Below are 25,432 nucleotides of genomic sequence, written 5' to 3'. Positions count from 1 at the left end.
GGGGGCGCCCCCGCCGCCCCCCGCCGGCCGCCCGCGGTGAACTCCGGCCGTGCCGGCGGGTGAACGCGATACCGGGTCGGGGCGACCGGCCGCCCCGACCCGGATACCGTGCCGGTATGACGACTGCATTGATCACAGGAGCGACCGCCGGCATCGGCGCCGCATTCGCCCGCCGTCTCGCGAGCGACGGCCACAGTGTGGTGCTGGTGGCCCGTGACGAGAAGCGGCTGCGGGAGCAGGCCACCGAACTGCACGACCGGCACGGAATCGAGGCGGAGGTGCTCGGCGCCGATCTGTCCACCGACGAGGGCATCGCCGCCGTCGAGGCGCGGCTCGGCGATTCCCGGCACCCGGTGGATCTTCTGGTCAACAACGCCGGCTTCGGCAACAAGGGCGAATACCTCGAAGTCCCGATGGCCGACGAGCTGACGATGCTGAAGGTGCACTGCGAGGCCGTGCTGCGGCTGACCACGGCCGCGGCGCGCGGTATGCGCGACCGCCGGCGCGGCGCCGTCGTCAATGTCGCGTCCGTGGCGGCGTTCGTCCCGCGCGGTACGTACGGGGCGAGCAAGGCGTGGGTGGTGCAGTTCACCCAGGGTGCCGCCCGCGACCTGGCCGGCAGCGGGGTGCGGCTGATGGCGCTGTGCCCCGGTTTCGTCCGTACCGAGTTCCACCAGCGGGCCGGGATGGGGACGGACAACATCCCGGGCTGGCTGTGGCTGGACGCGGACAAGCTGGTGGACGCGGCGATGAAGGACCTGGCGCGCGGCAAGTCGCTGTCCGTTCCGGACCCGCGCTACAAGGCCCTGATGGGTGCGGTGAAGCTCGCCCCGCGCGGCGTCCTGGGCGGCCTGACCTCCCACACCGGCCGCAAGTACGGCCCGCGCTAGGGGCTGCCGTCACACTCCCGTCGTCCGCCCGAGGGGCGGGCCGGGCGGCGTCCGGTGCCGTGCTCTCGGCGTGCCGGGCGACGGCCCCTGTTGGAGTACCGGGGTCGTCGCCCGGTGCGGCGAAGGGGGCCCGCCCGAGCCGTGCGAAGCCGTTCGGGGGTGGGGGCACGTACAGGGCGTCGCCCGGCAGACGGGAGTTTGACGGCAGGGCCTGAAGGTCTGTCCGTGGGGTCAGGGCCGGACAGGCCCTGAGCCGTGCCGTTCGCCTGCCCCACCGCCTCCCGTCAGCGCTCCCTCAACCGCTCAACCGCCCGTCCGCTCCAGGTACTTGAGCGCCGTCTCCCGGCCCTCCGCGGGAAGCGCCGCGCCCGCCTCCAGTAGGCGCGGCAGCAGCTCGCGCCGGGTGGTCAGGGCGCGGAACATCAGCACGAGGGTCACGTCGTGGTCCGGGCGGTGCACCACCTCCACGGTGTCCCCGGCGCGGATCTCGCCCGCTTCCAGCACCCGCAGATACCCGCCGGGCACCGCGGCCTCCGTGAACCGCTTGATCCAGCCGCGCTCGCCGAGCCGCCCCTGGAACGTCCGGCAGGGGATCCGCGGCGAGGTCACCTCCAGCAGCAACTCCGGCCCCACCCGCCAACGTTCGCCGATCCGGGCGCCGCTGACGTCGAGGCCGGAGGTGGTGAGGTTCTCGCCGAAGAAGCCGTTGGCCAGCTCGCGGCCCAGCGCGCGCTGCCAGTCGTCGAGGTCCTCGCGGGCGTACGCGTAGACGGCCTGGTCGTCACCGCCGTGATGGCGCAGGTCGACCACCGCGTCGCCGGCCAGGCCGCTTCCGCCGACACCCTTGGGCCCGGGGGCACTGACCGCCACCGGACCGTCCACCGGGCGTTTGTCGATGCCCGTACCGCCCTCGGCCGAGGTGTACGCGGACGGGGTGGCCCGCCCCAGATTCACGGTCAGCAGCTTCGCGTCCATGTCCGCACGGTAAGCCACCGTAGGCAAAGAGCGCATCCATTTTTTCCCGGTCTATCCAAGATTCGCTTATGCTTGAGGGGTGATCGAAGCCCGCCATCTCCGAGTGCTGCGCGCCGTCGCCAGGACCGGCTCGTTCTCCGCCGCCGCGCGGGAGCTGGGCTGCACGCAGCCGGCCGTCAGCCAGCAGATGAAGGCCCTGGAGCAGTCGGCGGGCACGCCCCTGCTGGTGCGCGCGGGCCGCGAGATGCGGCTGACGCAGGCGGGCCAGGCGCTGGTACGGCACGCCGTCGGCATCCTGGCGGGGCTCACCGCGGCGGAGGAGGAGGTCGCGGCGATCGCGGGCCTGCGCGCGGGCCGGGTGCGGCTGGTGTCGTTCCCGTCGGGCAGCTCGACGCTGGTGCCGACCGCGCTCGCCAAGATGCGCGCCGCCCACCCGGGCATCCGGGTCTCGCTGGACGAGGCCGAGCCGCCGCGCTCGATCGAGCTGCTGCGCGGCGGCGACTGCGAGATCGCGCTGGCCTTCCGCTATCCCGAGGTGCGCGGCGCGGACCCGGCGGCCGGGGCGGAGTGGGAGGACCTGGTGGTCCGGCCGATCCTGTCGGACCGGCTGATCGGCCTGGTCCCGGACGGCCACCGGCTGGCGAAGGCCGGCACCGCGTGCTTCGCCGACCTGGCCGGTGAGCCCTGGATCGCGGGCTGCCCGCGCTGCCGCACGCATCTCGTCGAGGTCTGCGAGAGCGCCGGGTTCACCCCGCGCATCGACTTCGCGACCGATGACTATCCGGCGGTGATCGGGCTGGTCGGGGCGGGCCTGGGGGTGGCCGCGCTGCCCGAGCTGACACTGGAGTCGGTACGGCCCAAGGGGGCCACCACGGTGCGGATGGAGCCGGCCGTGCACCGCGAGATCGTCGCGCTCACGCTGCCGGATCTGGCGCAGGTGCCCGCGGTCGGCGCGATGCTCGACCAGCTGGCGGACGCGGTGGGGCGCTGACCGCGCGGACCCGGGAGGGGTGGCGCGTCACGGGGGGAGCGGCGCTGCGGCGGCGCGGAACGGTGCGGCGCAGGGCGGTAGCGCGGAGGCAGTGCAGGGCGGTGCAGTTGCAGGATCGTTTCTTCGGTGACGGTCCGGTCCGGCGGTCAGGCGCCGGGCATGCTCGCGTGGCCGGGCAGTGAGGTCGCGGGGACCAGCCGGTGCCGGGCCCGGCCCATGAGCTCCTCGCGCTCGTCCTCGGTGAGGCCGCCCCAGACCCCGTAGGGCTCGCGTACGGCCAGCGCATGCGCCGCGCACTGGGCCCGCACGGGGCAGCGCATGCAGACCTCCTTCGCCGATGTCTCACGCGCGCTGCGGGCCGCTCCGCGCTCGCCCTCGGGGTGGAAGAACAGAGAGCTGTCGACACCGCGGCAGGCGGCCAGCAGCTGCCAGTCCCAGAGGTCTGCGTTCGGGCCCGGGAGCCGGGAGAAATCTGCCATTGCTTGTCCCCTCGAAGCGATGCTGATTCGGGCTCGGTGCTCACGACCGTACATCTACTGTCGAAGTAGATGTAAATATGACTCATTGCGAATCTAGTCATAGTCGACGCGAAAATGGAAGAAAGAGAGCCAAATAGGGCATAGGGTGCACGCGCGGATGCCGGTCGCCTGTTGGGTCGCCTGCGTATCCGGCTCCTCACGGAGCGTGCTGAACTCGGTCGCCGAAGCCGTAACTCTTTCGAGTGACCGTCGTTGAGTGTGCGGAGGCGGTTGACAGAGGTAGCCCTCGGGCAAGTGTCCGAGGCCGTCAATCGCACAGGTGACGATACGTACCAGCCTGGAGGCTCAAGGTGACGCGCATCAGCTGCGAGAGCCACGGAGGTCAGTCATGACATCCGTCCTCGTCTGCGACGACTCCCCGCTTGCCCGAGAAGCGCTCCGTCGGGCGGTGGCAACCGTGCCCGGCGTCGAGCGCGTGACGACCGCGGCCAACGGCGAGGAAGTCCTCCGCCGCTGGGGGGCGGACCGCTCGGACCTGATTCTGATGGACGTACGGATGCCCGGTCTCGGCGGTGTCGAGACCGTGCGCCGGCTGCTGTCCGCAGACCCCGGTGCCCGGATCATCATGCTCACGGTCGCCGAGGACCTGGACGGCGTCGCGCTCGCCGTCGCCGCCGGCGCCCGCGGCTATCTGCACAAGGACGCCTCGCGCGCCGAGCTGCGGGCGACGGTGACCCAGGCGCTCGCCGATCCGACGTGGCGGCTCGCCCCGCGCCGGCTGCGGTCCGCCGAGATGGGGGCCGCGCCCACGCTCACCGCCCGCGAGATCCAGGTGCTGGAGGGCATGAGTCATGGCCGCTCCAACGCCGAGATCGGACGTGAGCTGTTTCTCTCCGAGGACACCGTCAAAACGCACGCGCGGCGGCTTTTCAAGAAACTCGGCGCCTCCGACCGGGCTCACGCGGTGGCGCTCGGTTTCCGCTGGGGACTGGTCCGCTGAGGCGAGGTGACGTGCAGCGATGCGGGGGATTGAAGATCCCCGCCCGCCCTGTGGCGGGCGGGGTGGCAAGGCGCCCCGCACGCCGCCCGGATCCCGTGGCGGCCCGATTCCCCGCGCGGTGCCGCATCCTTGAGGCATGGAGTTCCTCGGGGACGGGTCGGTCGGGCACGAGGGGAGGGCGCAGGAGATGACAACCGGCGCACCTGCCGCGCACAACGCTTCAGTGCACAAGCATGGACCTGATGCCGATGATCGTTCGGCGCCAAGGCACCATGGACCGATGCGCGATGACGGGAAGCAGGAGATCGGCGCTCTCGTCGCACGTGCCGTCGAGGGCGACCAGCGGGCCACGCACGATCTGCTGGCCCATGTGCATCCGCTCGCGCTGCGCTACTGCCGCACCCGGCTCTCCCGGCTGCCGGGTGACGCCCGGCACTTCGTCGAGGACCTCGCGCAGGAAGTCTGTGTCGCGGTGCTGTGCGCACTGCCCCGCTACCGCGACACCGGAAAGCCCTTCGAGGCGTTCGTCTTCGCGATCGCCGGGCACAAGGTGGCCGACCTCCAGCGGGCCGCGATGCGGCACCCGGGCAGTACGGCCGTGCCGTCGGACGAGATGCCCGAGCAGCCCGACGATTCCCTGGGGCCCGAGGAGCGGGCGCTGCTCAGCAGCGACGCGGAGTGGGCCAAGAAGCTGCTGGCCAATCTGCCGGAGAACCAGCGGGAGCTGGTGCTGCTGCGGGTCGCCGTCGGGCTGACGGCAGAGGAGACCGGGCAGATGCTGGGGATGTCGCCCGGCGCGGTACGGGTCGCCCAGCACCGGGCGCTGAGCAGACTCCGGGCGCTCGCCGAGCAGTGACCTGCCCGCGGGTCGCGTTCCCCGGCCGGTTCCGTGCCATACGGCGGGTTGTCGCCGTAGGAATGTACGAGTGACCAGCCCCTCATCCGTCGTGGATTGGGACACCCCACAAGGCCGTTAGCATGGGAGTCCGCGCTGAGGCAAGAGCATTGGGGAAGGTGTCATGAGTGACAACGTCGACGGTATGCCCGCCAAATTCGCCATGCTCGGACTGACATACGACGACGTGCTGCTGCTGCCCGGTGCGTCGGAGGTGCTGCCCAACGCGGTGAACACCGCCTCCCGCGTCTCGCGGAACGTCCATGTGAACATCCCGCTGCTGTCCGCCGCGATGGACAAGGTCACCGAGGCGCGGATGGCGATCGCGATGGCGCGCCAGGGCGGTGCGGGTGTGCTGCACCGCAACCTCTCGATCGAGGACCAGGCCAACCAGGTCGATCTGGTCAAGCGTTCCGAGTCGGGCATGGTCACCGACCCGATCACGGTCCGGCCGGACGCCGCGCTCGCCGACGCGGACGCGCTGTGTGCCAAGTTCCGGATCAGCGGGGTGCCGGTCACCGATGCCGCGGGCAAGCTGCTGGGCATCGTGACCAACCGCGACATGGCCTTCGAGATGGACCGCAGCCGTCAGGTCCGCGAGGTCATGACGCCCATGCCGCTGGTCACCGGCAAGGTCGGCATCTCCGGCGACGACGCCATCGAGCTGCTGCGCCGCCACAAGATCGAGAAGCTGCCGCTGGTCGACGACGCGGGTGTGCTCAAGGGCCTGATCACGGTCAAGGACTTCGTCAAGGCGGAGAAGTACCCGAACGCGGCCAAGGACGCCGAGGGCCGGCTGGTCGTCGGTGCCGCGGTGGGCGTCGGCGACGCGGCCTACGACCGGGCCCAGGCGCTGGTCGAGGCCGGGGCGGACTTCCTGGTCATCGACAGCGCGCACGGCCACAGCCGCGGCATCCTCGACATGATCGCCAAGGTCAAGTCCAACATCAGCGTCGATGTCGTCGGCGGCAACGTCGCCACCCGGGACGGCGCCCAGGCGCTGATCGACGCGGGCGTCGACGGCGTGAAGGTCGGCGTCGGCCCCGGCTCGATCTGCACCACGCGGGTCGTCGCGGGCATCGGCGTACCGCAGGTCACCGCGATCTACGAGGCCGCGCAGGCGTGCCACGCGGCGGATGTACCGCTGATCGGCGACGGCGGCCTCCAGTTCTCCGGGGACATCGCCAAGGCGATCGCGGCCGGTGCGGACACCGTGATGCTGGGCTCGCTGCTCGCCGGGTGCGAGGAGTCGCCGGGCGAGATGGTCTTCATCAACGGCAAGCAGTTCAAGTCCTACCGGGGCATGGGCTCGCTGGGCGCGATGCAGTCGCGCGGCCAGGGCCGCTCCTACTCCAAGGACCGCTACTTCCAGGACAACGTCCTCTCCGAGGACAAGCTGGTCCCGGAGGGCATCGAGGGCCAGGTGCCCTACCGCGGCCCGCTGGCCTCGGTTGCCCACCAGCTCGTCGGCGGTCTGCGCGCCTCCATGGGCTACGTCGGCTCCGCCGACATCCCCGAGCTCAAGGAGAAGGGCCGCTTCGTGCGGATCACGTCCGCGGGCCTCAAGGAGAGCCACCCGCACGACGTCCAGATGGTCACCGAGGCGCCCAACTACGCCCGGGGCTGAGCCGGTAGCGCCCGCCCGCGCCGTCCGCGTCGTGGACGGGATGCGGGCGCGGGCGGCGGAGTGAGACGCTGATGCGCCCCCCGTGTCCCCGGTCGGGGATACTGGGGGCGTATTCCGTAGGAAGGCAGAACACGTGACTGAGATCGAGATCGGACGCGGCAAGCGTGGCCGCCGGGCATACGCATTCGACGACATCGCCGTCGTACCCAGCCGTCGCACCCGCGACCCGAAGGAGGTCTCGATCGCCTGGCAGATCGATGCCTACCGCTTCGAGCTGCCGTTCCTGGCGGCTCCGATGGACTCGGTGGTCTCGCCGCAGACCGCCATCCGCATCGGCGAGCTGGGCGGCCTCGGCGTGCTCAACCTCGAAGGGCTCTGGACCCGGTACGAGGACCCGGAGCCGCTGCTCGCGGAGATCGCGGAGCTGGACGGCGCCGTGGCCACCAAGCGGCTCCAGGAGATCTACGCGGCGCCGATCAAGGAAGAGCTGATCGGGCAGCGGATCAAGGAGGTGCGGGACGCCGGTGTCGTCACCGCCGCCGCGCTCTCGCCGCAGCGCACCGCGCAGTTCTCCAAGGCGGTCGTGGACGCGGGCGTGGACATCTTCGTGATCCGCGGGACGACGGTGTCGGCCGAGCATGTGTCGAGCGCCGCCGAGCCGCTGAACCTGAAGCAGTTCATCTACGAGCTGGACGTGCCGGTCATCGTGGGCGGCTGTGCCACGTACACCGCGGCGCTGCACCTGATGCGTACCGGCGCGGCCGGTGTGCTGGTCGGCTTCGGCGGCGGGGCCGCGCACACCACCCGCAACGTCCTGGGCATCCAGGTGCCGATGGCGACCGCGGTGGCCGACGTCGCCGCGGCGCGCCGGGACTACATGGACGAGTCCGGCGGCCGGTATGTGCACGTCATCGCGGACGGTGGGGTGGGCTTCTCCGGCGACCTGCCGAAGGCGATCGCCTGCGGCGCGGACGCGGTGATGATGGGCTCGCCGCTGGCCCGTGCGACGGACGCGCCCGGCCGTGGCCACCACTGGGGCATGGAGGCCGTCCACCAGGACGTGCCGCGCGGCAAGCGGATGGACCTCGGCGCGGTCGGTACGACCGAGGAGATCCTGTGCGGTCCCTCGACGACGCCGGACGGGTCGATGAACTTCTTCGGCGCGCTGCGGCGTGCGATGGCGACCACCGGCTACTCGGAGCTGAAGGAGTTCCAGCGGGTTGAGGTGACGGTCGCTCCGCGGCGGTAGCCTTGGCGCCCCGGCGGTAGGCCCACGTTGTCGGGTTTCCCGCCGTGTCCCTTCTGTTGTTTCTGAACCGCCTTCGGCGGGAGAGGTGTTGGGGCGGGGCCCCCGCCCGGTGCTCCTGCCGGGGTCGGGGCCTCCGGGGTGGGTGTGGGGACTGCTGCGCTTTACGTCCCCACACCCACCCCTCCGGCCCCAACCCCTCCCGTACGTTGCGGGTCCCCGCCCCGGCGAGGGGTGGTAAAGCCCGGCTGCGCTTCGGTGCGGCCGGGCTTTCGGCTTTCCGGGGAGGGGTGGCTAGAGACGGTGGGCGGCTCCGGTGGGGGTGGCGCCGCGGGTGTCCAGGAGGAGTTGGGCCTTGACCGCCAGGCCCTGGAGGTCGTAGGTGCGGTGCGGCTGGAGCAGCACCGTCAAGTCGGCGGCGGAGGCGGCCTCGTAGAGGGAGTCGGCGCGCGGGACCGGGCGGTCGAGGACGCTCCACTGGGGGACGTAGGGGTCGTGGTAGGTGAGGTTCGCGCCCAGTTCCATCAGACGGGAGGCGACCTCGCGGGCCGGGGAGCCGGCCTGGTCGCCGATGTCGGGCTTGTAGGTGACGCCGAGCAGCAGGACCCGGGCGCCGCGGGCGGACTTGCCGTGTTCGTTGAGGAGGGTGGCGCAGCGCTGGATGACATAGCGCGGCATCCGGCCGTTGACCTCTTGGGCGAGTTCCACCATGCGGAGCGGGTGACCCAGTGAACGGCCTTTGTAGGAGAGGTAGTTGGGGTCGATGGGGGCGGCGTGGCCGCCGACTCCGGGGCCGGGGCGGAAGGACTGGAAGCCGAACGGCTTGGTCTCGGCGCAGCGGATGACGTCCCACAGGTCGACGCCGATGTCGTGGCAGAAGACCGCCATCTCGTTCATCAGCGCGATGTTGACGTGGCGGTAGTTGGTCTCCAGCAGCTTGGCGGTCTCGGCCTCGCGGGGGCCGCGGGCGCGGACGACCTTGTCGGTGAGCCGGCCGTAGAAGGCGGCGGCGGCCTCGGTGCAGGCGGGGGTGAGGCCGCCGATGACCTTGGGGGTGTTGCCGTAGCGGTGGGTGCGGTTGCCGGGGTCGTGCCGGGTGGGGGAGCAGGCGAGGTGGAAGTCGCGGCCGGCGGTGAGGCCGGAGCCCTCTTCGAGGAGGGGGCGGACGACGTCCTCCGTGGTGCCGGGGTAGCCGGTGGATTCGAGGATGACCGTGGTGTGCGGGCGCAGTTGGACGGCGAGCGCGCGGGCCGCCTCGGCGACCGCGCCGAGGTCCAGTGCGCGGTCCTCGCCGAGCGGGACGGGTGCGCAGACGACGGCCGTGCGGACCCGGCCGAGGGCGGTGGGGTCGGTGGTGGTGCGGAAACCGGCGGAGAGCAGCCGGCGGATCTCGGCGGGGGACAGCGGCCCGTCGGTGCCGGGAAGCGCGGCGGTGCGGGGGTCGGGGTCGTAGCCGATGGTGCCGATGCCGGCGGCGGTGGCGGCCTGGGCGAGCGGGAGGCCGAGGGCGCCGAGTCCGATGACGGCGAGGTCTGCGGGCATGCTGCTGCCGTCCTTCCCTGGCGACGGTGGGGTGGGTGGGCGCATGACGTCTGCCGTTCCAGCGCATCTGCGACTAAAGCGGCATAAGTAGACTAAGCGGATATTTGACCCAGAATGGGTATTGGGGGATCAAGGTGGCGGGGTGTTGCCGATGTGAGCGGAGGGTGGCTTGCGGCACCGGGCGCCGACAGAATCGACGGACGGGGGGTGTGGCTCCGATCACAGCGGGAGGCAGCGGTGAAGACAGCGACACTCGGACCGGCGCAGCGTGCCCAGGCGCTCACTCAAATGGCGGAACGCGAACTGGACGTTCTGGTGGTCGGCGGCGGAGTCGTCGGCGCCGGTACGGCACTGGACGCGGCGACCCGGGGGCTGGACACCGGGCTGGTGGAGGCGCGTGACTGGGCCTCGGGCACGTCCAGCCGGTCGAGCAAGCTCATCCACGGCGGCCTGCGGTACCTGGAGATGCTGGACTTCGCGCTGGTGCGGGAGGCGCTGAAGGAGCGCGGGCTGCTGCTGGAGCGGCTGGCGCCGCATCTGGTCAAACCGGTCCCGTTCCTCTACCCGTTGCAGCACAAGGGCTGGGAGCGCTGGTACGCCGGTTCCGGGGTGGCGCTGTACGACGGGATGGCGGTCTCGTCGGGGCACGGCCGGGGGCTGCCCGTCCACCGCCATCTCTCGCACCGCAAGGCGCTGCGGGTGGCGCCGTGCCTGAAGAAGGACGCGCTGGTCGGCGCGCTCCAGTACTACGACGCGCAGATGGACGACGCCCGGTACGTGGCGACCGTCGTGCGGACCGCCGCCGCCTACGGGGCGCATGTCGCCAACCGGGCGCGGGTGGTGGGTTTTCTGCGCGAGGGCGAGCGGGTGGTCGGCGCGCGGGTGCAGGACGTCGAGGGCGGCGGGACGCACGAGGTCCGGGCCCGGCAGATCGTCAACGCGACCGGGGTGTGGACCGACGACACCCAGGCGCTGATAGGGGAGCGCGGGCAGTTCCACGTCCGGGCGTCGAAGGGGATCCACCTCGTCGTCCCCAAGGACCGGATCCATTCGACGACCGGGCTGATCCTGCGGACCGAGAAGAGCGTGCTGTTCGTCATTCCCTGGGGGCGGCACTGGATCGTGGGGACGACCGACACCGACTGGGATCTGGACAAGGCGCACCCGGCGGCCTCCAGCGCCGATATCGACTATCTGCTGGAGCATGTGAACGCGGTGCTCGCGACGCCGCTGACCAGGGATGACGTGGAGGGGGTCTACGCCGGGCTGCGGCCGTTGCTGGCCGGGGAGTCGGACGCCACCAGCAAGCTGTCGCGGGAGCACACGGTCGCGCATCCGGTGCCGGGCCTGGTGGTGGTCGCGGGCGGCAAGTACACCACGTACCGGGTGATGGCCAAGGACGCGGTGGACGAGGCGGTGCACGGGCTGGACACCCGGGTCGCGGAGTGCGTCACGGAGGACGTGCCGCTGGTGGGGGCGGAGGGCTACAGGGCGCTGTGGAACGCGCGGGCCCGGATGGCGGCGCGGACCGGACTGCATGTGGCCCGTATAGAGCACCTGTTGAACCGCTACGGGTCGCTCACCGATGAGCTGCTGGAGCTGGTGGTGGCCGATCCCTCGCTGGGCGCGCCGCTGTCCGCCGCGGACGACTACCTGCGGGCCGAGGTCGTCTACGCCTGCACGCACGAGGGCGCCCGGCACCTCGACGACGTGCTGACCCGGCGGACCCGGATCTCCATCGAGACCTTCGACCGGGGCACCCGCAGCGCCCGCGAGGCCGCCGAACTGATGGCGCCGGCGCTCGGCTGGGACGGCGACCAGATCGAGAAGGAGATCGCGCACTACCAGAAGCGGGTCGAGGCGGAGCGCGAATCGCAGCGGCAGCCCGACGACCTGACGGCGGACGCGGCGCGGCTGGGCGCGCCGGACATCGTGCCGCTGTAGCCGCGCGGCGGCCGGACGCCCCGTCACGTGCGGGGTGCGCAGAACTCCGACGTGAGGACGGCGGTGCCGTCGGCGGGGCGGGCGGGGGCGTCGGTGTTGATCCGGTAGCTGACCACGTGCCGGCCGTCGGCGGTGCCCGCGCTCTGCGCGTACGAGCCGTTGATGTCGCCGTTGTGGCCCCAGACGGTGACGCCGCAGGGGAGTCGGGTGGCGTACAGGCCCAGGCCGTAGACGCCGTCGGTGGGCCGTTCGCTGCGCAACTCGGCCATCTGGCGCGGCGGCAGGAGCCGGCCGCCGAGGAGCGCGGCGAAGAACCGGTTGAGGTCGCCGAGGGTGGTGACCATCTCGCCCGCGGCACCGGCCCGGCTGGGGTCCAGGGAGGTGCTGTCGACGCGGTGGTCGCCGATGAGGGAGTAGCCGCGGCCGTGCGGTGCGGGCAGCGCCGGGTCGTCGCCGGGGAAGGAGGTGTGGTGCAGACCCGCGGGACCGAGGATGCGGCGGTCGAGTTCGGCGGCGTACGGGTGGCCGGTGACCGCCCTGATGACCAGGCCGAGTACGAGGTAGTTGGTGTTGGAGTAGGAGTAGCGGGCGCCCGGGGCGGCCACCGGCGGGTGGTCGAGGGCGGTCCGCAGCAGTGCGGCCGGGGCGTAGCGGTCGTAGCGGTGGGCGCCGAAGCCGCTTCCGTACAGCTGTTCGGACAGTCGGTGGTCCTGGGTGTAGTTGAACAAACCACTCGTGTGGTCCAGCAGCTGGCGGATCGTTACCCGCCGCAGATCGCTCCGGCTGCCGGCCCCGGTGACCGGCACGCCGGCCGGCAGCCGCGCGCCCGCGCGGTCGTCCAGGGCGAGTTTCCGCTCGGCGACGAGTTGCAGGACCACCGTGGCGACGAGAGTTTTGGTGAGACTGCCCGCGCGGAAGTGGTCCAGGCGCCCCATCTTCCGGCCGCTGCGCAGATCGGCGACGCCGGCCGTGGCGAACCGCGAGGCGCCGATCCGGCCGTCGCGGGTGACCAGCGAGGCGGCGCCGGGCGCCCCGTCGGTGACCAGGCGGTGCAGTGCGGCCGCCGTGGTGGTCGGCGGCCGGGATGCCGGCGCGGACGGATCGAAGACGGCGGGGAGCGCGGTACACGCCGTCAGGGCCAGTGCGGTCAGGGCGGCCTGGGCGGCGGACCACAGCGCGTGGAGCATCGTGCGGGGTGCCGCGTGGCGGATGCCCGGCGGTCCCGGGCGCGGCGGGCGGATAGCCAAAAAGAACTCCCGTCGTCGGGGCCATCATGACGGGTGCGCGGTGCCGTCCCGCACCGACCCGGGCCTTCCGCATGGCCGCGGATGAGGGAGAATGAAGGCTCTGCCAGGGTGGGTTGTCCGAGTTGGACCAGTTTGGCGATCGATGGAGTATCGAAGCTGCCAACTCGGCTGGATTGCAGAGGGGATTCAGTGGGCGACGAGGTCGAGATGGACGGCAAGGAGGGCAGGCTGCTCGCCGGCCGGTACCGGCTCGCCGATGTTCTCGGCCGGGGCGGTATGGGCACTGTCTGGCGGGCCGGAGACGAGGTCCTGGGCCGTACGGTCGCGGTCAAGGAACTGCGCTTCCCCGGCGGGGTCGAGGAGGACGAGAAGCGCCGCCTGATCACCCGCACCCTGCGCGAGGCCAAGGCGATCGCCAGGATCCGCAACAACGGCGCGGTGACGGTCTACGACGTGGTCGACGAGGACGACCGGCCGTGGATCGTCATGGAGCTCGTCGAGGGCCGCTCGCTCGCCGAGGTGGTCCGCGACGACGGCCCGCTGACCCCGCGGCGCGCCGCCGAGGTCGGCCTCGCCGTGCTCGACGTGCTGCGCGCCGCCCACGGCCAGGGCATCCTGCACCGCGATGTGAAGCCGTCCAACGTCCTGATGTCGGACGACGGCCGGGTGGTGCTCACCGACTTCGGGATCGCCCAGGTCGAGGGCGACCCCTCGGTGACCTCGACCGGCATGCTCGTCGGCGCGCCCTCGTACATCTCCCCGGAGCGGGCCCGCGGCCAGAAGCCGGGCCCGCCGGCCGACATGTGGTCCCTGGGCGGGCTGCTCTACGCCTGCGTGGAGGGCGTCCCGCCGTACGACAAGGGGTCGGCGATCGCCACCCTCACGGCCGTGATGACCGAGCCGGTCCAGCCGCCCAAGAGCGCCGGGCGGCTGGAGGACGTCATCCACGGGCTGCTGGTCAAGGACCCGGCGGCCCGGCTGGACGACGCCGGTGCGCGGGCGCTGCTGCTGGACGTCATCCACGCCCCGGAGCCCAGGCCGGAGCCCCCGGCGGACGCCACCCGGGCGATGGCGCTGCCCGCGGTGCCCAAGGAGCGGGCGGATCGGTCGGAGCGGTCCGACCGGTCCGCGGCCGGGAAGCCGGCGAAGAGCGCGGCGAAGCAGCGCGTCCCGCGGAAGCCCAAGGGGAAGCCCGCGGGCGCCGCGGCCGGGACGGCGGCGGCCGTGGAGTCCGGCGGCGCCGCGGGGACCGCCGCGGCGGCGGGTTCCGGTGGCTCCGGCGGTGCGGCCGGTGCCGTCGCGTCCAAGGGCGCGACGGACACGAGGGGCACGAAGGGCACGAAGGGCGCGAAGGCGACTGCGCCGAACGCGGCGGAGAAGAAGGGCCCTTCGGGGCAGCAGGGCAAGGACGGTTCGCAGCGGTCCGGCTCCGGGCCGGCGGAACCGGAGCGCACCGCCCCGGCCGCGTCCGGTGAGGACCGGTCGCCGGTCCGCCTCGGGTTCGCCTCGGAGGCCACCAAGGAGCGGCTGCGCGCCGCCCTGAAGTCGGTGCGGAACGCCGCCGCGGCTGCCACGGCCGCCACGGCGCGGCCGGAGTCCAGACCCGGCGGTGACGGCGACCGCCCCGCCGCCCCGCGCGCCTCGGTCACCGACGTCGTGCCGCGCCGCACGCTGATCATCGCGGTCGTCGTGGTCCTCGCGGTGCTGGGCACGGTGCTCGCCCTGGCGTTCAGCGGCGGCGACGGCAGCAGCGACCACGCGGCAGGTCCACAGGGCAAGGCGGCGTCCGCGGGCGAGCCGGCCACGAAGTCGGCCGACGCGAGCGCGAACCCGGGTACGGACGGGCCGGGTTCCGCCGGGTCGCCGAAGCAGGGCGGGACACCGGGCGGCGCCAACGGCGGTGCCCAGGACGGCGGCAAGGACGGCGGCACGGGCGGCGGCACGGGCGATGCCAAGGAGGGCACGGCGGTCCCGGCCGGTTTCGCCGAGGTGGCCAACGGCGGGTTCCACTTCCGTATGGCCATGCCCGACGGCTTCCGGCAGACCGGCACGGCCGGCGAGAACTCCGGCGCGATATACAGCGCCTCGGGCGGCTTCCCGCGTGTCCAGGTCGACTTCAACGACCAGCCCGGCCAGGACGCGGCGGCTGCCTGGCGCAGCCTGGAGCCGAGCGTGGCCGGCTCCAGCGACGGCTACCACCTGATCGGCATCAAGGCCGTCGACTGGCGGGGCTACCCGACCGTCGCGGACTGGTCGTTCACCCGCCAGCAGGGCGGCACGGAGGTGCGGGTGCTCAACCGCGGCTTCCGGGTCGACGACCAGCACGGCTTCGCCATCATGATCACCTGCAAGGCGGACTCCTGGGACGAGAAGGAGTGCCGGCAGCTGCGCGACACGGCCTTCCGGACGTTCACGGTGAAGGACTGACAGGTTCACGGCGATGGACTGACACGGGTACGGCGATGGACCGACACGGGCACGGCGATGGACCGACACGGGCACGGTGCGGGACCGACCCGGGCCGACCCGGGGGGGGACACGGCGCGCGGTGCGCTCCGGCGGGCTCAACTGTCAGTGCTGCCACGTATCGTGAGAGGTCCAGAGCCGTACGCATCCGCAATCCGCGGGAATGCGGCGCGGGCCCCGGGGAGGCGTCGTGGAGGAGTACGCGGGAAGAGTGCTCGCCGAGCGCTACCGCCTGCCGGTGCGCCCCTCCGGCGACGGCTTCGGCGACGCCGGCGCCGACGCCGCGGACGGCTTCGAGGTCGCCTTCGATGTCCGGCTCGCCGACCGGTTCGCCGAGACCCGGGCGTTCGACACGTACAGCGGCCAGGAGGTGCTGGTCCGTCAGGTGCCGCTGCCGGAGGTGGTGGACGCCGAGGTCGTGGGGGCGGACGGCGGGCGGCCGGGGTTCGCGGAGCCCTGGGCCGCCGACGGGGGCGGGGCGCGGTCCGTCAGAGCCGCGGGCGGTGCCGACCGCAGCCCCCGCGATCCCGTCGTCCGGCGCGCGCTGGAGGCGGCGACGTCGGCCGCCCGGCTGCCCGACCATCCGCTGCTCGACCAGGTCTTCGACGTCTTCGCACAGGACGGCAGCCTGTGGATCGTCGGCGAACTCCTCCCGGCCCGCCCGCTGTCCGCGCTGCTCGCCGAGCGGACGCTGTCCCCGCACCGCGCCGCGGAGGTCGCCGCCGACGTGCTGACGGCGCTCCGCGCGCTGCACGCGCACGGCTGGATCCACCGCAACATCACCGCCCGTACGGTCCTGATCTGCGACGACGGCCGGGCCATGCTGACCGGTCTGGCGGCCGGGGCGGCCCAGGAGGCGCTGTGCGGGTACGACCCGGTGCCGAGGGCGGCGGACGGGCCCGCGACGGCCCCGGGCGGCGCGCCGTGGGGCCGGACGTCGCCGGGCCGGACGTCGCTGGTCAAGCAGGCGCGGGGCGCCGCCGGTGACGCGCCCGCTACCGGTGACGCGCCCGGTGACGCGTCCGTCGCCGAGGAGAGCCCCGCCCCCGAGGAGGGTCCTGCCGGGCTCACCGGGGTCACCGGGCTCACCGGGCTCGCCGCCGAGCGGGCCCGGCAGGCGCGGCTCCAGGTCGTCGGGGCGGTCACCGAGCGCTGGGCACCGGAGCAGGCCGGGCCGCCGGGCGAGGGCGCGGCGCCGGAGGCGGGCCCGGCGACGGATCTGTGGGCGGTCGGCGCTCTGCTGTTCCGCAGCGTGCAGGGGCATCCGCCGTTCCCCGAGGAGAGCGCCGCCGAGCTGGTGCGGCTGGTGGCGGCGCAGCCGCCCGCCGGAGCCGCGGAGTGCGGGGCGCTGCGGCCGGTCGTCGAGGCGCTGCTGTGCCAGGACCCGGCCGCCCGCCCGGAGTTCGAGGAGCTGCGCGCCCGGCTGCGGTCGCTGATCCGTACGGCGCCGGAGCCGGATCTGGGCAGCCGGCCGGTGACGCTGCCCGCGCTGGAGCGGGGCGCCGATCCGCGGCGGCTGCCGATCGTCCGGCGCCGCGGCGAACTGGTCCGCAGGGGGCGGCAGAAGAAGGTCCGGGCCCGCGGTGCGCAGCCGGGCCCGGTGCCCGCCGGGCGGCCCGCGCCGGGCGGCCGGGACCGGCCGTCGCGTCCGCCGCGGATCCCCCGGCAGCCCAGGCCGCTGCGGCCCGCCAAGGCCGCCCGGCCCGCCCGGCCGCCCCGGTCCGCGGGCCGCCCCTCCGGGGATCCGTACGAGGCGCAGGAGCTGCTGGGCCAGGTCGGGCTCGGGCGGGCGCCGCAGCGGTCGCGGCCGGGGCGGGCGCCGCGGAGCCTGGGCCGGGTGCTGCTGACCGTGATCCTGCTCCTGATGGTGGGCGGGATCGCGTACGCCATGGTGTTCCTGCCGAAGTCCGGCGCGGCGTCGGCGGGCGGCCCGTCCGGCGCGGACCTCAGCGGCTCCTCGGGTGCGGTGCCCGGCGGCGGCCCGACCCCGTCGGCCGGCCGGGACGGCGGCGGGACCGGCGGCAGCGCCTCCCCGGGGACGGGCGAACCGCAGACCACCGCGCCCGGGAATCTCGCGCCGGGCTACGAGCTGCGGACGGACCCGATGGGGTTCCGGATCGCGGTCCCCAAGGGCTGGCAGCGCCGTGCCGAGACCGATCAGGGCCAGGTGCGCTATACGGGCGGTGACTTCGAGCTGGTGGTGGTGCCCGGCCGCGACACCACCGCGCGGGCCGGCGCGGACCCGATGGCGTATCAGCAGGACAAGGAGCCCGAGCTGGCGCCCTACCGGGGTGCCGGCTGGTCCTCGTCGTCCGGGCTGCGGCGCATCGACGTCGGGCAGACGGCGATGGCCGAGGGCACCTTCACCTGGCGGGACGGCAGTGGCCGCCAGGTCTACGTCCGCAACCTCGCGATGATCCACAACGGCCGCTACCACATCGTCATGGTCATCGGCCCGGACACCGGCCGCAGTGAGGTGGACAAGCGGTACGAGCAGGCGAGCAGCTCGTACCGCCCCAACTAGCCAGAGCAAGCAGCCGGTTGGCGTTCGTCGGCGTCACCGCACGCTCAGCTCTCCGCTCGGCCCGCCTCACCCCCGAACCGCTCCCGCAGTTCCTGCTTGAGCACCTTGCGCAGCGTCGCGCCGCGCGGCAGGGCGGCCAGCACCTCCAGCTGCTCGGGCAGCTTGTGCGGTGCCAGCCCCTGGGAGAGCAGCCGGGAGGTGACCGCACCCAGGGTCAACTCCCGTGCTCCAGGTGGCTGTTCGACGACCGCGCAGACCCGTTCGCCGCGCTCCGCGTCGGGCAGGCCGATGACCGCCGCCTCCGTGATGTCCGGGTGCCCGTAGAGCAGATCCTCGATCTCCCGTGCGGAGATGTTCTCGCCCTTGCGGATGATGATGTCCTTGAGGCGGCCGGTGACGACGAGGTGTCCGGTGGGCGTGAGGTGCCCGATGTCGCCGGTGGGCAGGAAGCCGTCCGCGTCGAACGGGGCCGGCTCGTCGAGGTAGCCGTGGCAGACGGCCGGCCCGCGCAGCAGGATCTCCCCGCTGCCGGGCGCGATGCGGATCTCCATGCCGGCGGGCGGCCGGCCGTCGGTGGTGGCGAGCAGTTCGGGGCTGTCGCGGGGGTCGCCCATGGTGACCATCGGGGCCTCGGTCAGTGCGTAGCCGTGGGTGAGTTGGCAGCCCAGCTCGGCGACGACCTCGTGGTACAGCTCGGGCGGCTTGGGAGCGCCACCCCCGGCCAGCAGCCGCAGGGACGGCAACAGCCGCCGCCCCGGCGGGAGTTTGCGCTGCTCGGCGAGGAAGAGGGCGTAGCAGGCGGTGGAGCCGCCGGCGAGGGTGACCCGGTGGCGCCGGTAGGCGGCGAGCGAGCCGGGCAGCGCGAAGCGCTCCAGCAGCAGGGCCGGGATGCCGTGCAGCAGGAGCAGCACCGTGTAGTCGGAGCCGGCGACATGGGCGTACGGGAAGGCCATCGAGCCGACGTCGGACGGGGCGATGCGCAGCGCCTCGGCCAGCCGGCGGCCGGCGGTGCGCAGGCTGCGGTCGGTGTGCAGTACGCCCCTGGGGGCCGCGGTGGTGCCCGAGGTCCAGTAGATCCAACGGGGTTCGCCGGGGTCGGTGGGCGGCGGGGGCAGGACGGCCGGGTCACCGTCGGGCAGGCCGTCACCGGGCCCGTGGCCGGTGGCCGGCCGGTACGCCTCGATGACCGCCGGCGGGTCCGGCAGCGCGGCGGCCAGCCGGTGCGCCATCGCGGTGTGGTCGAACGCGGTGTGGCCGAAGCCGCTTTGGTCACCGCCCCGGGGAGTGCCCGGGACGGCGACGAAAGCGGCCCGGGTGCGGCGCAGCACCTGGTCCACCTCGTGGTCGCGGTAGAGCGGGACGACCGGGCTCTGGACGGCGCCGATGCGGGCCAGCGCCAGGCTGAAGAGGACCGTCTCGATCCGGGTCGGCAGCTGCCAGACGACCCGGCTGCCCGGCCGTACGCCCCGCTCGTACAGTCCGGCGGCGACCCGTTCCGCGCGTCGGTGCAGTCCGCCGAAGGTGATCCGGCGCTCGTGCCGGGCCGACGGGGTGCCCTGGATGAGCGCGGCGGCGTCCGGCGTGCGGTCGGCCCGCCAGGCGACCAGGTCCCAGAGGGTGCTGCCGGTCATCCGTCCCTCCCGTCGGCTGCCGCCGCCCTCCGGCTCCGGCCGGAGGTGTGCCGTTGGAATTTCTGTCCTGACGCTACGTCAGATCAGCCCTTGAGGTTAGAGGTTCGGCGCCTTGCCGGTCCAGAGGGCCCGGGGCTAGCCTCCTTCTGACGTCCCATCAGATTCTTGCCGTTCTGGCCCACGTCGGGGCGACCGGACGAGGGGCGAGGGGCGAGGGGAACAGGGGAGCCCGATGCAGCCACCGCGCACCGCCAGTCCCGACGGCCGGAGGCTCGCGCGCCGCTGCCCGGCCCGGCCCCCGGCGAACCGCCGGGACCGCTGATGGACCTCACGTACACCGAGGAGGAGGAAGCCTTCCGGGCGCGGCTGCGGGAGTGGCTCGCCGAGGTGCTGCCGAAGCTGCCGCCGAAGCCGGCCGCGGCCGACTGGCCCGGCCGGCGGGCGTATGACGCGGCCTGGCAGCGGATGCTGTACGACGCCGGGTACGCGGGACTGCACTGGCCCGTGGACGCCGGGGGTCAAGGGGCCACGCCCACCCAGCACTTGATCTACCTGGAGGAGACCGAGAAGGCCGGCGCCCCGTACGTCGGTGCGAACTTCGTCGGGCTGCTGCACGCCGGCCCCACCATCGCCGCGGAGGGCAGCGCCGCGCAGCGCGCCCGCTGGCTGCCGCCGATCCTGCGCGGCGACGAGATCTGGTGCCAGGGCTTCAGCGAACCGGACGCCGGCTCCGACCTCGCCTCGCTCCGTACCCGGGCCGAACGGGACGGCGACGACTACGTGGTGTCCGGCAGCAAGATCTGGACCTCGCACGCCGAGGTCGCCGACTGGTGCGAACTGCTCGTCCGCACCGACCCCGACGCCCCCCGGCACCGCGGCATCAGCTGGCTGGCGATGCCGATGGACGCCCCCGGGGTGACCGTACGGCCGCTGCGCACGCTCGCCGGGTCGGCCGAGTTCGCCGAGGTGTTCCTCGACGAGGTGCGGGTGCCGGCCGCGTACCGCGTCGGCGCGGAGCACGATGGCTGGCGGGTGACGATGGTGACGCTGTCCTTCGAGCGCGGCACCGCGTTCGTCGGTGAGGTGGTGGCCTGCCGCCGGGTGCTCGGCGAACTCGCCCGTAAGGCCCGCGCGAACGGCCGCTGGGACGATGCGGTGCTCCGCCGCCGACTGGGCGGACTGCACGCGGAGTTCGCGGCGCTGTGGCGGCTGACCCAGTGGAACGTCAGCGAGGCGCAGCACGTGGGCGGCGTTCCCGGCGCCGGCGGTTCGGTCTTCAAGCTGCGCTATTCGCACGCCCGTCAGGAGCTCTACGACGCGGCGGCGGAGGTGCTGGGCGCGGCATCGCTGGACGCCGAGCGGGAATGGGTCGCCGACCGCCTCTCCGCCCTCTCGTACACCATCGCCGCGGGCACCTCCCAGATCCAGCGGAACATCGTCGCCGAGCGGATTCTCGGCCTGCCGAAGGGGCGGTGACCGGACCGGTGGACTTCCAACTGACCGACGACCAACGGGCGTTGCGGGACGGCACCCGTGCGCTGCTGGCCGGGCGGTACGGCCGGGACCGGCTGCGGGCGGCGGTCGACGACCCGGCGCCCGACCGCGCGCTGTGGCGCGAGCTGGGCGACGCCGGGTTCTTCGCGCTGCGGCTCCCGGAGGCGGCGGGCGGTGTCGGCCTCGGACTGCCGGAGGCGGTCCTGGTCTTCGAGGAGGCCGGCCGGGCACTGCTACCCGGGCCGCTGGTGGCCGGGCAACTGCTGGCCGGGGTGGTGGACGGCGTGGCGACCGGCGAGCGGGTCGCCGGGCTGTGCGACGCCGCGGCCGATCCGGTGCTGTGGGAACACCCGGCGGGCTGCGACGAGGTGGTGTTCCTGGGGGAGGGCGCAGAGGGCACGATGGAGGGCACACGGGGCGCACGGGGGCGCACCGGTGAGGCGTATCGGAGCGCAGCCGCCGAGGTCACCTGCGCCCCCTTCGCTTCCGTGGACCCGCTGACGCCGCTCGCCCGTGTCACCGGGTGGCCGCGCGGCGCCCCGCTCGCCCTGGACGTGCCCCGGCTGCGCCGCGAGGCGGCCCTGCTGACCGCCGCCCAGCAGCTGGGCAGCGCCGCCCGCACCGTCGAGGCGGCGGTCTGCCACGCCCGGCAGCGCGAGCAGTTCGGCGCGCCCATCGGCTCCTTCCAGGCGATCAAGCACCTGTGCGCGCGGATGCTGGTGCGCGCCGAACTGGCCCGGAGCGCGGTGTACGCGGCGGCGGTGACGGGGGAGGCCCTCGATGTCGCGGGCGCCAAACTGCTCGCCGACGAGGCCGCGGTGCGCAACGCCCGGGACTGCCTCCAGGTGCACGGCGGGATGGGCTTCACGTGGGAGGCCGATGTCCATCTGCATCTCAAGCGGGCGTGGTTGCGGGCCGAGTGCTGGGGCACCGCGCGGGAGGCGGAGGAACGGCTGGCCGACGCCCTGCCGGGGTGACGGACGAGGTCAGACTCTGACAACCCGTGTGCGAAATGTCGGACTCAGTACGCATAACCGGTCACGGAGGGTCGATATCGGGTTGTGTCCCAGGCGTGACTCGTCACACGCGGGAGTCGGGGCCCGGCTCGGGTACTCTCCGTTGGGTGCGAGTGGTCCTGTGGCGCAAGGGTCGCGGTGCCGTCGGAAGGGCGGCTCCGGGCTACGGACTGCGCGCCGCTCGCCTCGGGCAAGGCCCCGAAGACCCCCCATGTTCGACTCCCCGCAAAGTGCGTCGCACAGTATGCCGCACGCATACTCCCTTGCGCTGGAATATGCCCGAAGCGGTTGTTGCGGTGACTGAACGTCAACCATGCTGTGCTTCGCCGGAGTCACGCATCGTGACTCCGTGGAGGCGCGAGGCGATGTTTCCGCCGGTTCGGATGGTGTGAGCGGTGCAGGTGCTTCAAGTGCAGTTGGACGTGCGGCCCGACCCCGCGGAGGTGGGGCGGGCCCGGCGGTGGGCCCGGTCGAGGCTCGCGGGGTCAGGCATAGGGGCGGACGAACCGCTCGCCGAGACGCTGATCCTGCTGATCTCCGAGCTGGTCACCAACGCCGTGGTGCATACCGGCACGGCGGCCCGGCTGCGGATGTGTTTCTCCGGCTCGGGTGCCGTGGTCGGCACCGTACGGGTCGAAGTGGTGGACGACTGTGCCCGACCGCCGCGCCAGCGGCACGCGGACGGCGAGGACACCAACGGCCGTGGCCTGGAACTGGTCGACGGTCTGGCGGACCGCTGGGGCTGGCAGCGCGAGGGCGCCGGCAAGCGGATCTGGTGCGAGGTGGACCGCGGGCAGCCGCTGCTGATGGCGGCGGGAGCGGACCTGGGGGCGTACGACGCTCATTGCGCCGCGACGCACCGCGCATGACGCGGGAGCGACGCGCCCCGCACCGCGGTGACGGTGCCGGTCGCGTTTGCGGTGACGTCCGCGATGGCGTCCGCAGTGGCAGCCGTGACGATGCCCGCAGTGACGTCCGCGGTGACGTCGGCGGTGATGTTCCGCGCGCCGCGAGGAGACGTGGGGTGTTGCGGGAAATCGCTACGAATCGGGCATTTTGCCCGCAACTGCGGAATCTGTGGCGGAATTAGTCCAGACCAGGTGTTGACGTGGCGTGTCCTGGTGATCACTCTGGGGGGAGCGATTCGCCGCGAGGGGACGTCGAGGCCGCGGGAGGGGAGTCGGGATGCCGCCATGTCGGTATGCCGGTCCGGGGCCTTGGCGAGTGCGGGTCGTGGCGTGGTTGGGGGCCCCAGCGGTAGCCGGGGAAGGGTGGCGGTCCGCGGTGCCGTGCTCGGGGCGCGCATGAGCGCACCGCCACCCGGCCGGACGGGCTCATAGCACCGCGACCGGCGCGACCGGGGCGCCGCAGCCGCCGACGAACGGTTCGGCCATCGCCGACAGCAGGAAGGCGTAGCGGCCCTCCGCCGCGCAGGCCGCCGACAGTTCCTCCAGATTCCAGTTCTGGCCCTGGAGCATGCCCATCTCGACGAGGTGGAGGGCGTGCACCGGCATCCACAGGTTCGCGATCTCGGGCGGGAAGATCTCGAACGTGAGGGTGTCGTTGGCGACCGCCGCGACGTCGCGGGCGTGGAACCACTCCGGGGTGCGGAGCGAGAGGCCCGGGGACGGGAACGCGTACGCCTCCCGGTCGCCGGCGAGGTAGCGCCGGAGCTGGCCGGTCCGGATCAGCGCGATGTCGCCGGACCGGACCGCGGTCCCGGCCAACTCCTCGGCGGCCTCCAGGTCCTCGGGGGTGACGGCGTGCCCGCCCGTCAGCCGGTCGCGGCCGTGCGCGCGGGCCACGTCCAGCAGCACGCCCCGCGAGACGATCGGGGCGGCCTTCTCGATACCGAGCGCGGTGGCGCCGCGGTGCGCCGTGACGGAGCCGGCGGGGCGGTTGTTGTAGAGCCGCCCGGAGTGCGAGACATGGCCGAGGCCGTCCCAGTGGGTGGCGGCCTGGAGGCCCATCGTGACGGTGTCGTCGGAGGTGGCGACCGTACCGGGGCCGAAGATCTCCTCGTTGACGGCGACCATGGTGTGCAGCGGGTTGGTCCGGCCGGGGATCGCGCCGGTCTGCACACCGTCGTGCCGGAGCGGCAGCGCGAGGGGGATGCGCAGCCCGCTGCGTACCGTCGCGGCGGCGGCGCGCACCACGTCCGGGGTGATCAGGTTCAGCGTGCCGGTCTCGTCGTCGGCGCCCCAACGCCCCCAGTTGTTGACGCGGTTGGCGATGTCGTGGAACTCCTGCGGCAGCGGCACGGCGTCCTGCCTCCTCGGTCGGAGCGGGTGGCTCGGAGGTGGGTCGGAGGGAGCGGGTGGCGGCTTCGGTTCGGGGGGTTGTGTTCGTGCCGCGTCTGCTCAAAAATCTAACGGCCCGTCAGAAAACGTGGGAAGGGGCGCGGCATGGGGAACTTCTTGGCCGGCAAGGTGGTCGCCGTCACGGGGGCGGGCCGCGGTATCGGGCGGGCCGTCGCCCTGGCCGCCGCGGCCGAGGGCGCGCAGGTGATCGTCAACGACTACGGCGTCTCGATCGACGGCGGCGAACCGAGCAGCGAGGTCGCGGCGGCGGTGGTCAAGGAGATCGAGGCGGCCGGCGGCAGCGCCACGGCCGTCGCCGACGACGTCTCCACCATGGCCGGCGGGCAGCGGATCGTGGACACCGCGCTGGCGCGGTACGGGCGGATCGACGGGGTGGTGTGCGTGGCCGGGATCCTGCGCGAGCGGATGCTCTTCAACATGTCCGAGGAGGAGTGGGACCCGGTCGTCGCCACGCATCTGAAGGGCACGTTCACGGTGTTCCGGGCCGCCGCGGCGGTGATGCGCAAGCAGAAGTCCGGCACGCTGATCGGCTTCACCAGCGGCAACCACCAGGGCAGCGTCGCGCAGGCGAACTACGCCTCGGCGAAGGGCGGGATCATCTCGCTGGTGCGCAGCGCGGCGCTGGGCCTGCACAAGTACGGGGTGACGGCGAACGCGGTGGCGCCGGTCGCCCGGACGCGGATGTCGGCGAACGTGCCGATGGAGCTGAAGGAGATCGGCGAGCCGGAGGACGTGGCGGCGTTCGTGGTCTATCTGCTGAGCGAGCGGGCACGGGCCGACGGGGTCACCGGCCAGGTGTACACGGTGGCGGGGCCGAAGATCGCGGTGTGGGCGCAGCCGGCGGAACTGCGTTCCGTGTATGCCGACGGGGGCGGGTGGACGCCGGAGCGGGTCGCCGAGGTGGTGCCGGGGTCTGTCGGGGTCGATCCGATGCCGATGTTGGCTCGGCTGGAGGAGATGGCTCGGGCCGCGAAGGCCGCGAAGCGGCCGAATACTTAGCACACGTTGTCGGCTTTCCCGTCGTGGGGGTGCTCGCTTCTGCGCCTGCGGCGGTTTGCGCCCCACGTTCTCGGCCGTCCCGCCGTTGCGCCTGCTGCGGGCGGTGCCGCTGCGCGGGGCTGTCGGGTGCGGTGGCGGGCCTGCG

At 73.2% G+C, this 25,432-nt stretch carries 19 protein-coding genes; 13 read left to right on the top strand and 6 right to left on the bottom strand.

Going from position 1 to position 25,432, the window contains the following annotated elements; genetic code table 11:
• Window positions 1-116 precede the first annotated feature (116 nt).
• Window positions 117-890: an SDR family NAD(P)-dependent oxidoreductase gene (locus RZ84_RS15790; protein WP_043264861.1), complete on the top strand. Its 774-nt coding sequence runs from the start codon at window positions 117-119 to the stop codon at window positions 888-890.
• 303 nt (window positions 891-1,193) lie between these two features.
• Here the strand turns inward: RZ84_RS15790 and RZ84_RS15785 are convergent, their stop codons facing one another.
• Window positions 1,194-1,865 (bottom strand): MOSC domain-containing protein, encoded by a 672-nt coding sequence (locus tag RZ84_RS15785; protein WP_043264860.1) that lies wholly within the window; start codon window positions 1,863-1,865, stop codon window positions 1,194-1,196.
• Window positions 1,866-1,944: 79 nt separating this feature from the next.
• Here RZ84_RS15785 and RZ84_RS15780 point away from each other — a divergent pair, with 79 nt between their 5' ends.
• Entirely contained in the window at window positions 1,945-2,856 is a 912-nt protein-coding gene (locus RZ84_RS15780; RefSeq protein ID WP_043264859.1) for a LysR family transcriptional regulator, read from the top strand.
• Between the two features lie 146 nt (window positions 2,857-3,002).
• Here the strand turns inward: RZ84_RS15780 and RZ84_RS15775 are convergent, their stop codons facing one another.
• Entirely contained in the window at window positions 3,003-3,335 is a 333-nt protein-coding gene (locus tag RZ84_RS15775) for a WhiB family transcriptional regulator (RefSeq protein WP_043264858.1), read from the bottom strand.
• Between the two features lie 388 nt (window positions 3,336-3,723).
• Between RZ84_RS15775 and RZ84_RS15770 the strand changes: the two genes are divergently transcribed.
• The 4 genes from RZ84_RS15770 to RZ84_RS15755 all read left to right on the top strand — a co-directional run bounded on the left by RZ84_RS15770 (window position 3,724) and on the right by RZ84_RS15755 (window position 8,106).
• Window positions 3,724-4,335, top strand: a complete 612-nt coding sequence (locus RZ84_RS15770; RefSeq protein WP_003948568.1) for a response regulator transcription factor — start codon at window positions 3,724-3,726, stop codon at window positions 4,333-4,335.
• Between the two features lie 280 nt (window positions 4,336-4,615).
• On the top strand, window positions 4,616-5,191 hold the full coding sequence (locus RZ84_RS15765) for a sigma-70 family RNA polymerase sigma factor (protein WP_043264857.1): 576 nt from the start codon (window positions 4,616-4,618) through the stop codon (window positions 5,189-5,191).
• A gap of 163 nt (window positions 5,192-5,354) precedes the next feature.
• Window positions 5,355-6,857 (top strand): IMP dehydrogenase, encoded by a 1,503-nt coding sequence (gene guaB / locus RZ84_RS15760; protein ID WP_043264856.1) that lies wholly within the window; start codon window positions 5,355-5,357, stop codon window positions 6,855-6,857.
• Between the two features lie 133 nt (window positions 6,858-6,990).
• Entirely contained in the window at window positions 6,991-8,106 is a 1,116-nt protein-coding gene (locus RZ84_RS15755; RefSeq protein ID WP_043264855.1) for a GuaB3 family IMP dehydrogenase-related protein, read from the top strand.
• A gap of 291 nt (window positions 8,107-8,397) precedes the next feature.
• Here RZ84_RS15755 and RZ84_RS15750 read toward each other — a convergent pair whose 3' ends face one another.
• The gene (locus RZ84_RS15750) at window positions 8,398-9,645 is read right to left on the bottom strand and encodes a nucleotide sugar dehydrogenase (protein WP_043264854.1); all 1,248 of its coding nucleotides are present in this window, start codon (window positions 9,643-9,645) and stop codon (window positions 8,398-8,400) included.
• A gap of 237 nt (window positions 9,646-9,882) precedes the next feature.
• On the opposite strand from RZ84_RS15750, the gene RZ84_RS15745 reads away from it, so the two are divergent.
• Complete coding sequence (locus RZ84_RS15745; RefSeq protein ID WP_043264853.1) at window positions 9,883-11,589, top strand: glycerol-3-phosphate dehydrogenase/oxidase; 1,707 nt, start codon at window positions 9,883-9,885, stop codon at window positions 11,587-11,589.
• A 23-nt stretch (window positions 11,590-11,612) separates the two neighbouring features.
• Here RZ84_RS15745 and RZ84_RS15740 read toward each other — a convergent pair whose 3' ends face one another.
• On the bottom strand, window positions 11,613-12,836 hold the full coding sequence (locus RZ84_RS15740) for a serine hydrolase domain-containing protein (protein ID WP_043264852.1): 1,224 nt from the start codon (window positions 12,834-12,836) through the stop codon (window positions 11,613-11,615).
• A 189-nt stretch (window positions 12,837-13,025) separates the two neighbouring features.
• Here RZ84_RS15740 and RZ84_RS15735 point away from each other — a divergent pair, with 189 nt between their 5' ends.
• Window positions 13,026-15,263: a serine/threonine-protein kinase gene (locus tag RZ84_RS15735; RefSeq protein ID WP_241777729.1), complete on the top strand. Its 2,238-nt coding sequence runs from the start codon at window positions 13,026-13,028 to the stop codon at window positions 15,261-15,263.
• Window positions 15,264-15,492: 229 nt separating this feature from the next.
• Window positions 15,493-17,826 (top strand): protein kinase, encoded by a 2,334-nt coding sequence (locus tag RZ84_RS15730; protein WP_043264851.1) that lies wholly within the window; start codon window positions 15,493-15,495, stop codon window positions 17,824-17,826.
• A gap of 44 nt (window positions 17,827-17,870) precedes the next feature.
• On the opposite strand, the gene RZ84_RS15725 is transcribed toward RZ84_RS15730, so the two are convergent.
• Window positions 17,871-19,457, bottom strand: coding sequence for a class I adenylate-forming enzyme family protein (locus RZ84_RS15725; protein WP_043264850.1), 1,587 nt, complete (start codon window positions 19,455-19,457; stop codon window positions 17,871-17,873).
• 321 nt (window positions 19,458-19,778) lie between these two features.
• On the opposite strand from RZ84_RS15725, the gene RZ84_RS15720 reads away from it, so the two are divergent.
• The 3 genes from RZ84_RS15720 to RZ84_RS15710 all read left to right on the top strand — a co-directional run bounded on the left by RZ84_RS15720 (window position 19,779) and on the right by RZ84_RS15710 (window position 22,836).
• The gene (locus RZ84_RS15720) at window positions 19,779-20,933 is read left to right on the top strand and encodes an acyl-CoA dehydrogenase (protein WP_043264849.1); all 1,155 of its coding nucleotides are present in this window, start codon (window positions 19,779-19,781) and stop codon (window positions 20,931-20,933) included.
• A gap of 8 nt (window positions 20,934-20,941) precedes the next feature.
• Complete coding sequence (locus RZ84_RS15715) at window positions 20,942-21,928, top strand: acyl-CoA dehydrogenase family protein (RefSeq protein WP_043270001.1); 987 nt, start codon at window positions 20,942-20,944, stop codon at window positions 21,926-21,928.
• Between the two features lie 434 nt (window positions 21,929-22,362).
• Window positions 22,363-22,836, top strand: a complete 474-nt coding sequence (locus RZ84_RS15710) for an ATP-binding protein (RefSeq protein WP_043264848.1) — start codon at window positions 22,363-22,365, stop codon at window positions 22,834-22,836.
• A 465-nt stretch (window positions 22,837-23,301) separates the two neighbouring features.
• Here RZ84_RS15710 and RZ84_RS15705 read toward each other — a convergent pair whose 3' ends face one another.
• Complete coding sequence (locus tag RZ84_RS15705) at window positions 23,302-24,228, bottom strand: cyclase family protein (RefSeq protein ID WP_043264847.1); 927 nt, start codon at window positions 24,226-24,228, stop codon at window positions 23,302-23,304.
• 144 nt (window positions 24,229-24,372) lie between these two features.
• On the opposite strand from RZ84_RS15705, the gene RZ84_RS15700 reads away from it, so the two are divergent.
• A complete protein-coding gene (locus tag RZ84_RS15700) occupies window positions 24,373-25,287 on the top strand; it encodes an SDR family NAD(P)-dependent oxidoreductase (RefSeq protein ID WP_043264846.1) in 915 nt (304 codons plus the stop codon).
• Window positions 25,288-25,432: the final 145 nt, after the last annotated feature.

This window comes from Streptomyces sp. CT34 (genome assembly GCF_000805335.1).
Taxonomy (GTDB): domain Bacteria; phylum Actinomycetota; class Actinomycetes; order Streptomycetales; family Streptomycetaceae; genus Streptomyces.
Note: the sequence above shows the minus strand (reverse complement) of the source record. Positions and strands in the feature narration are given on the sequence as shown.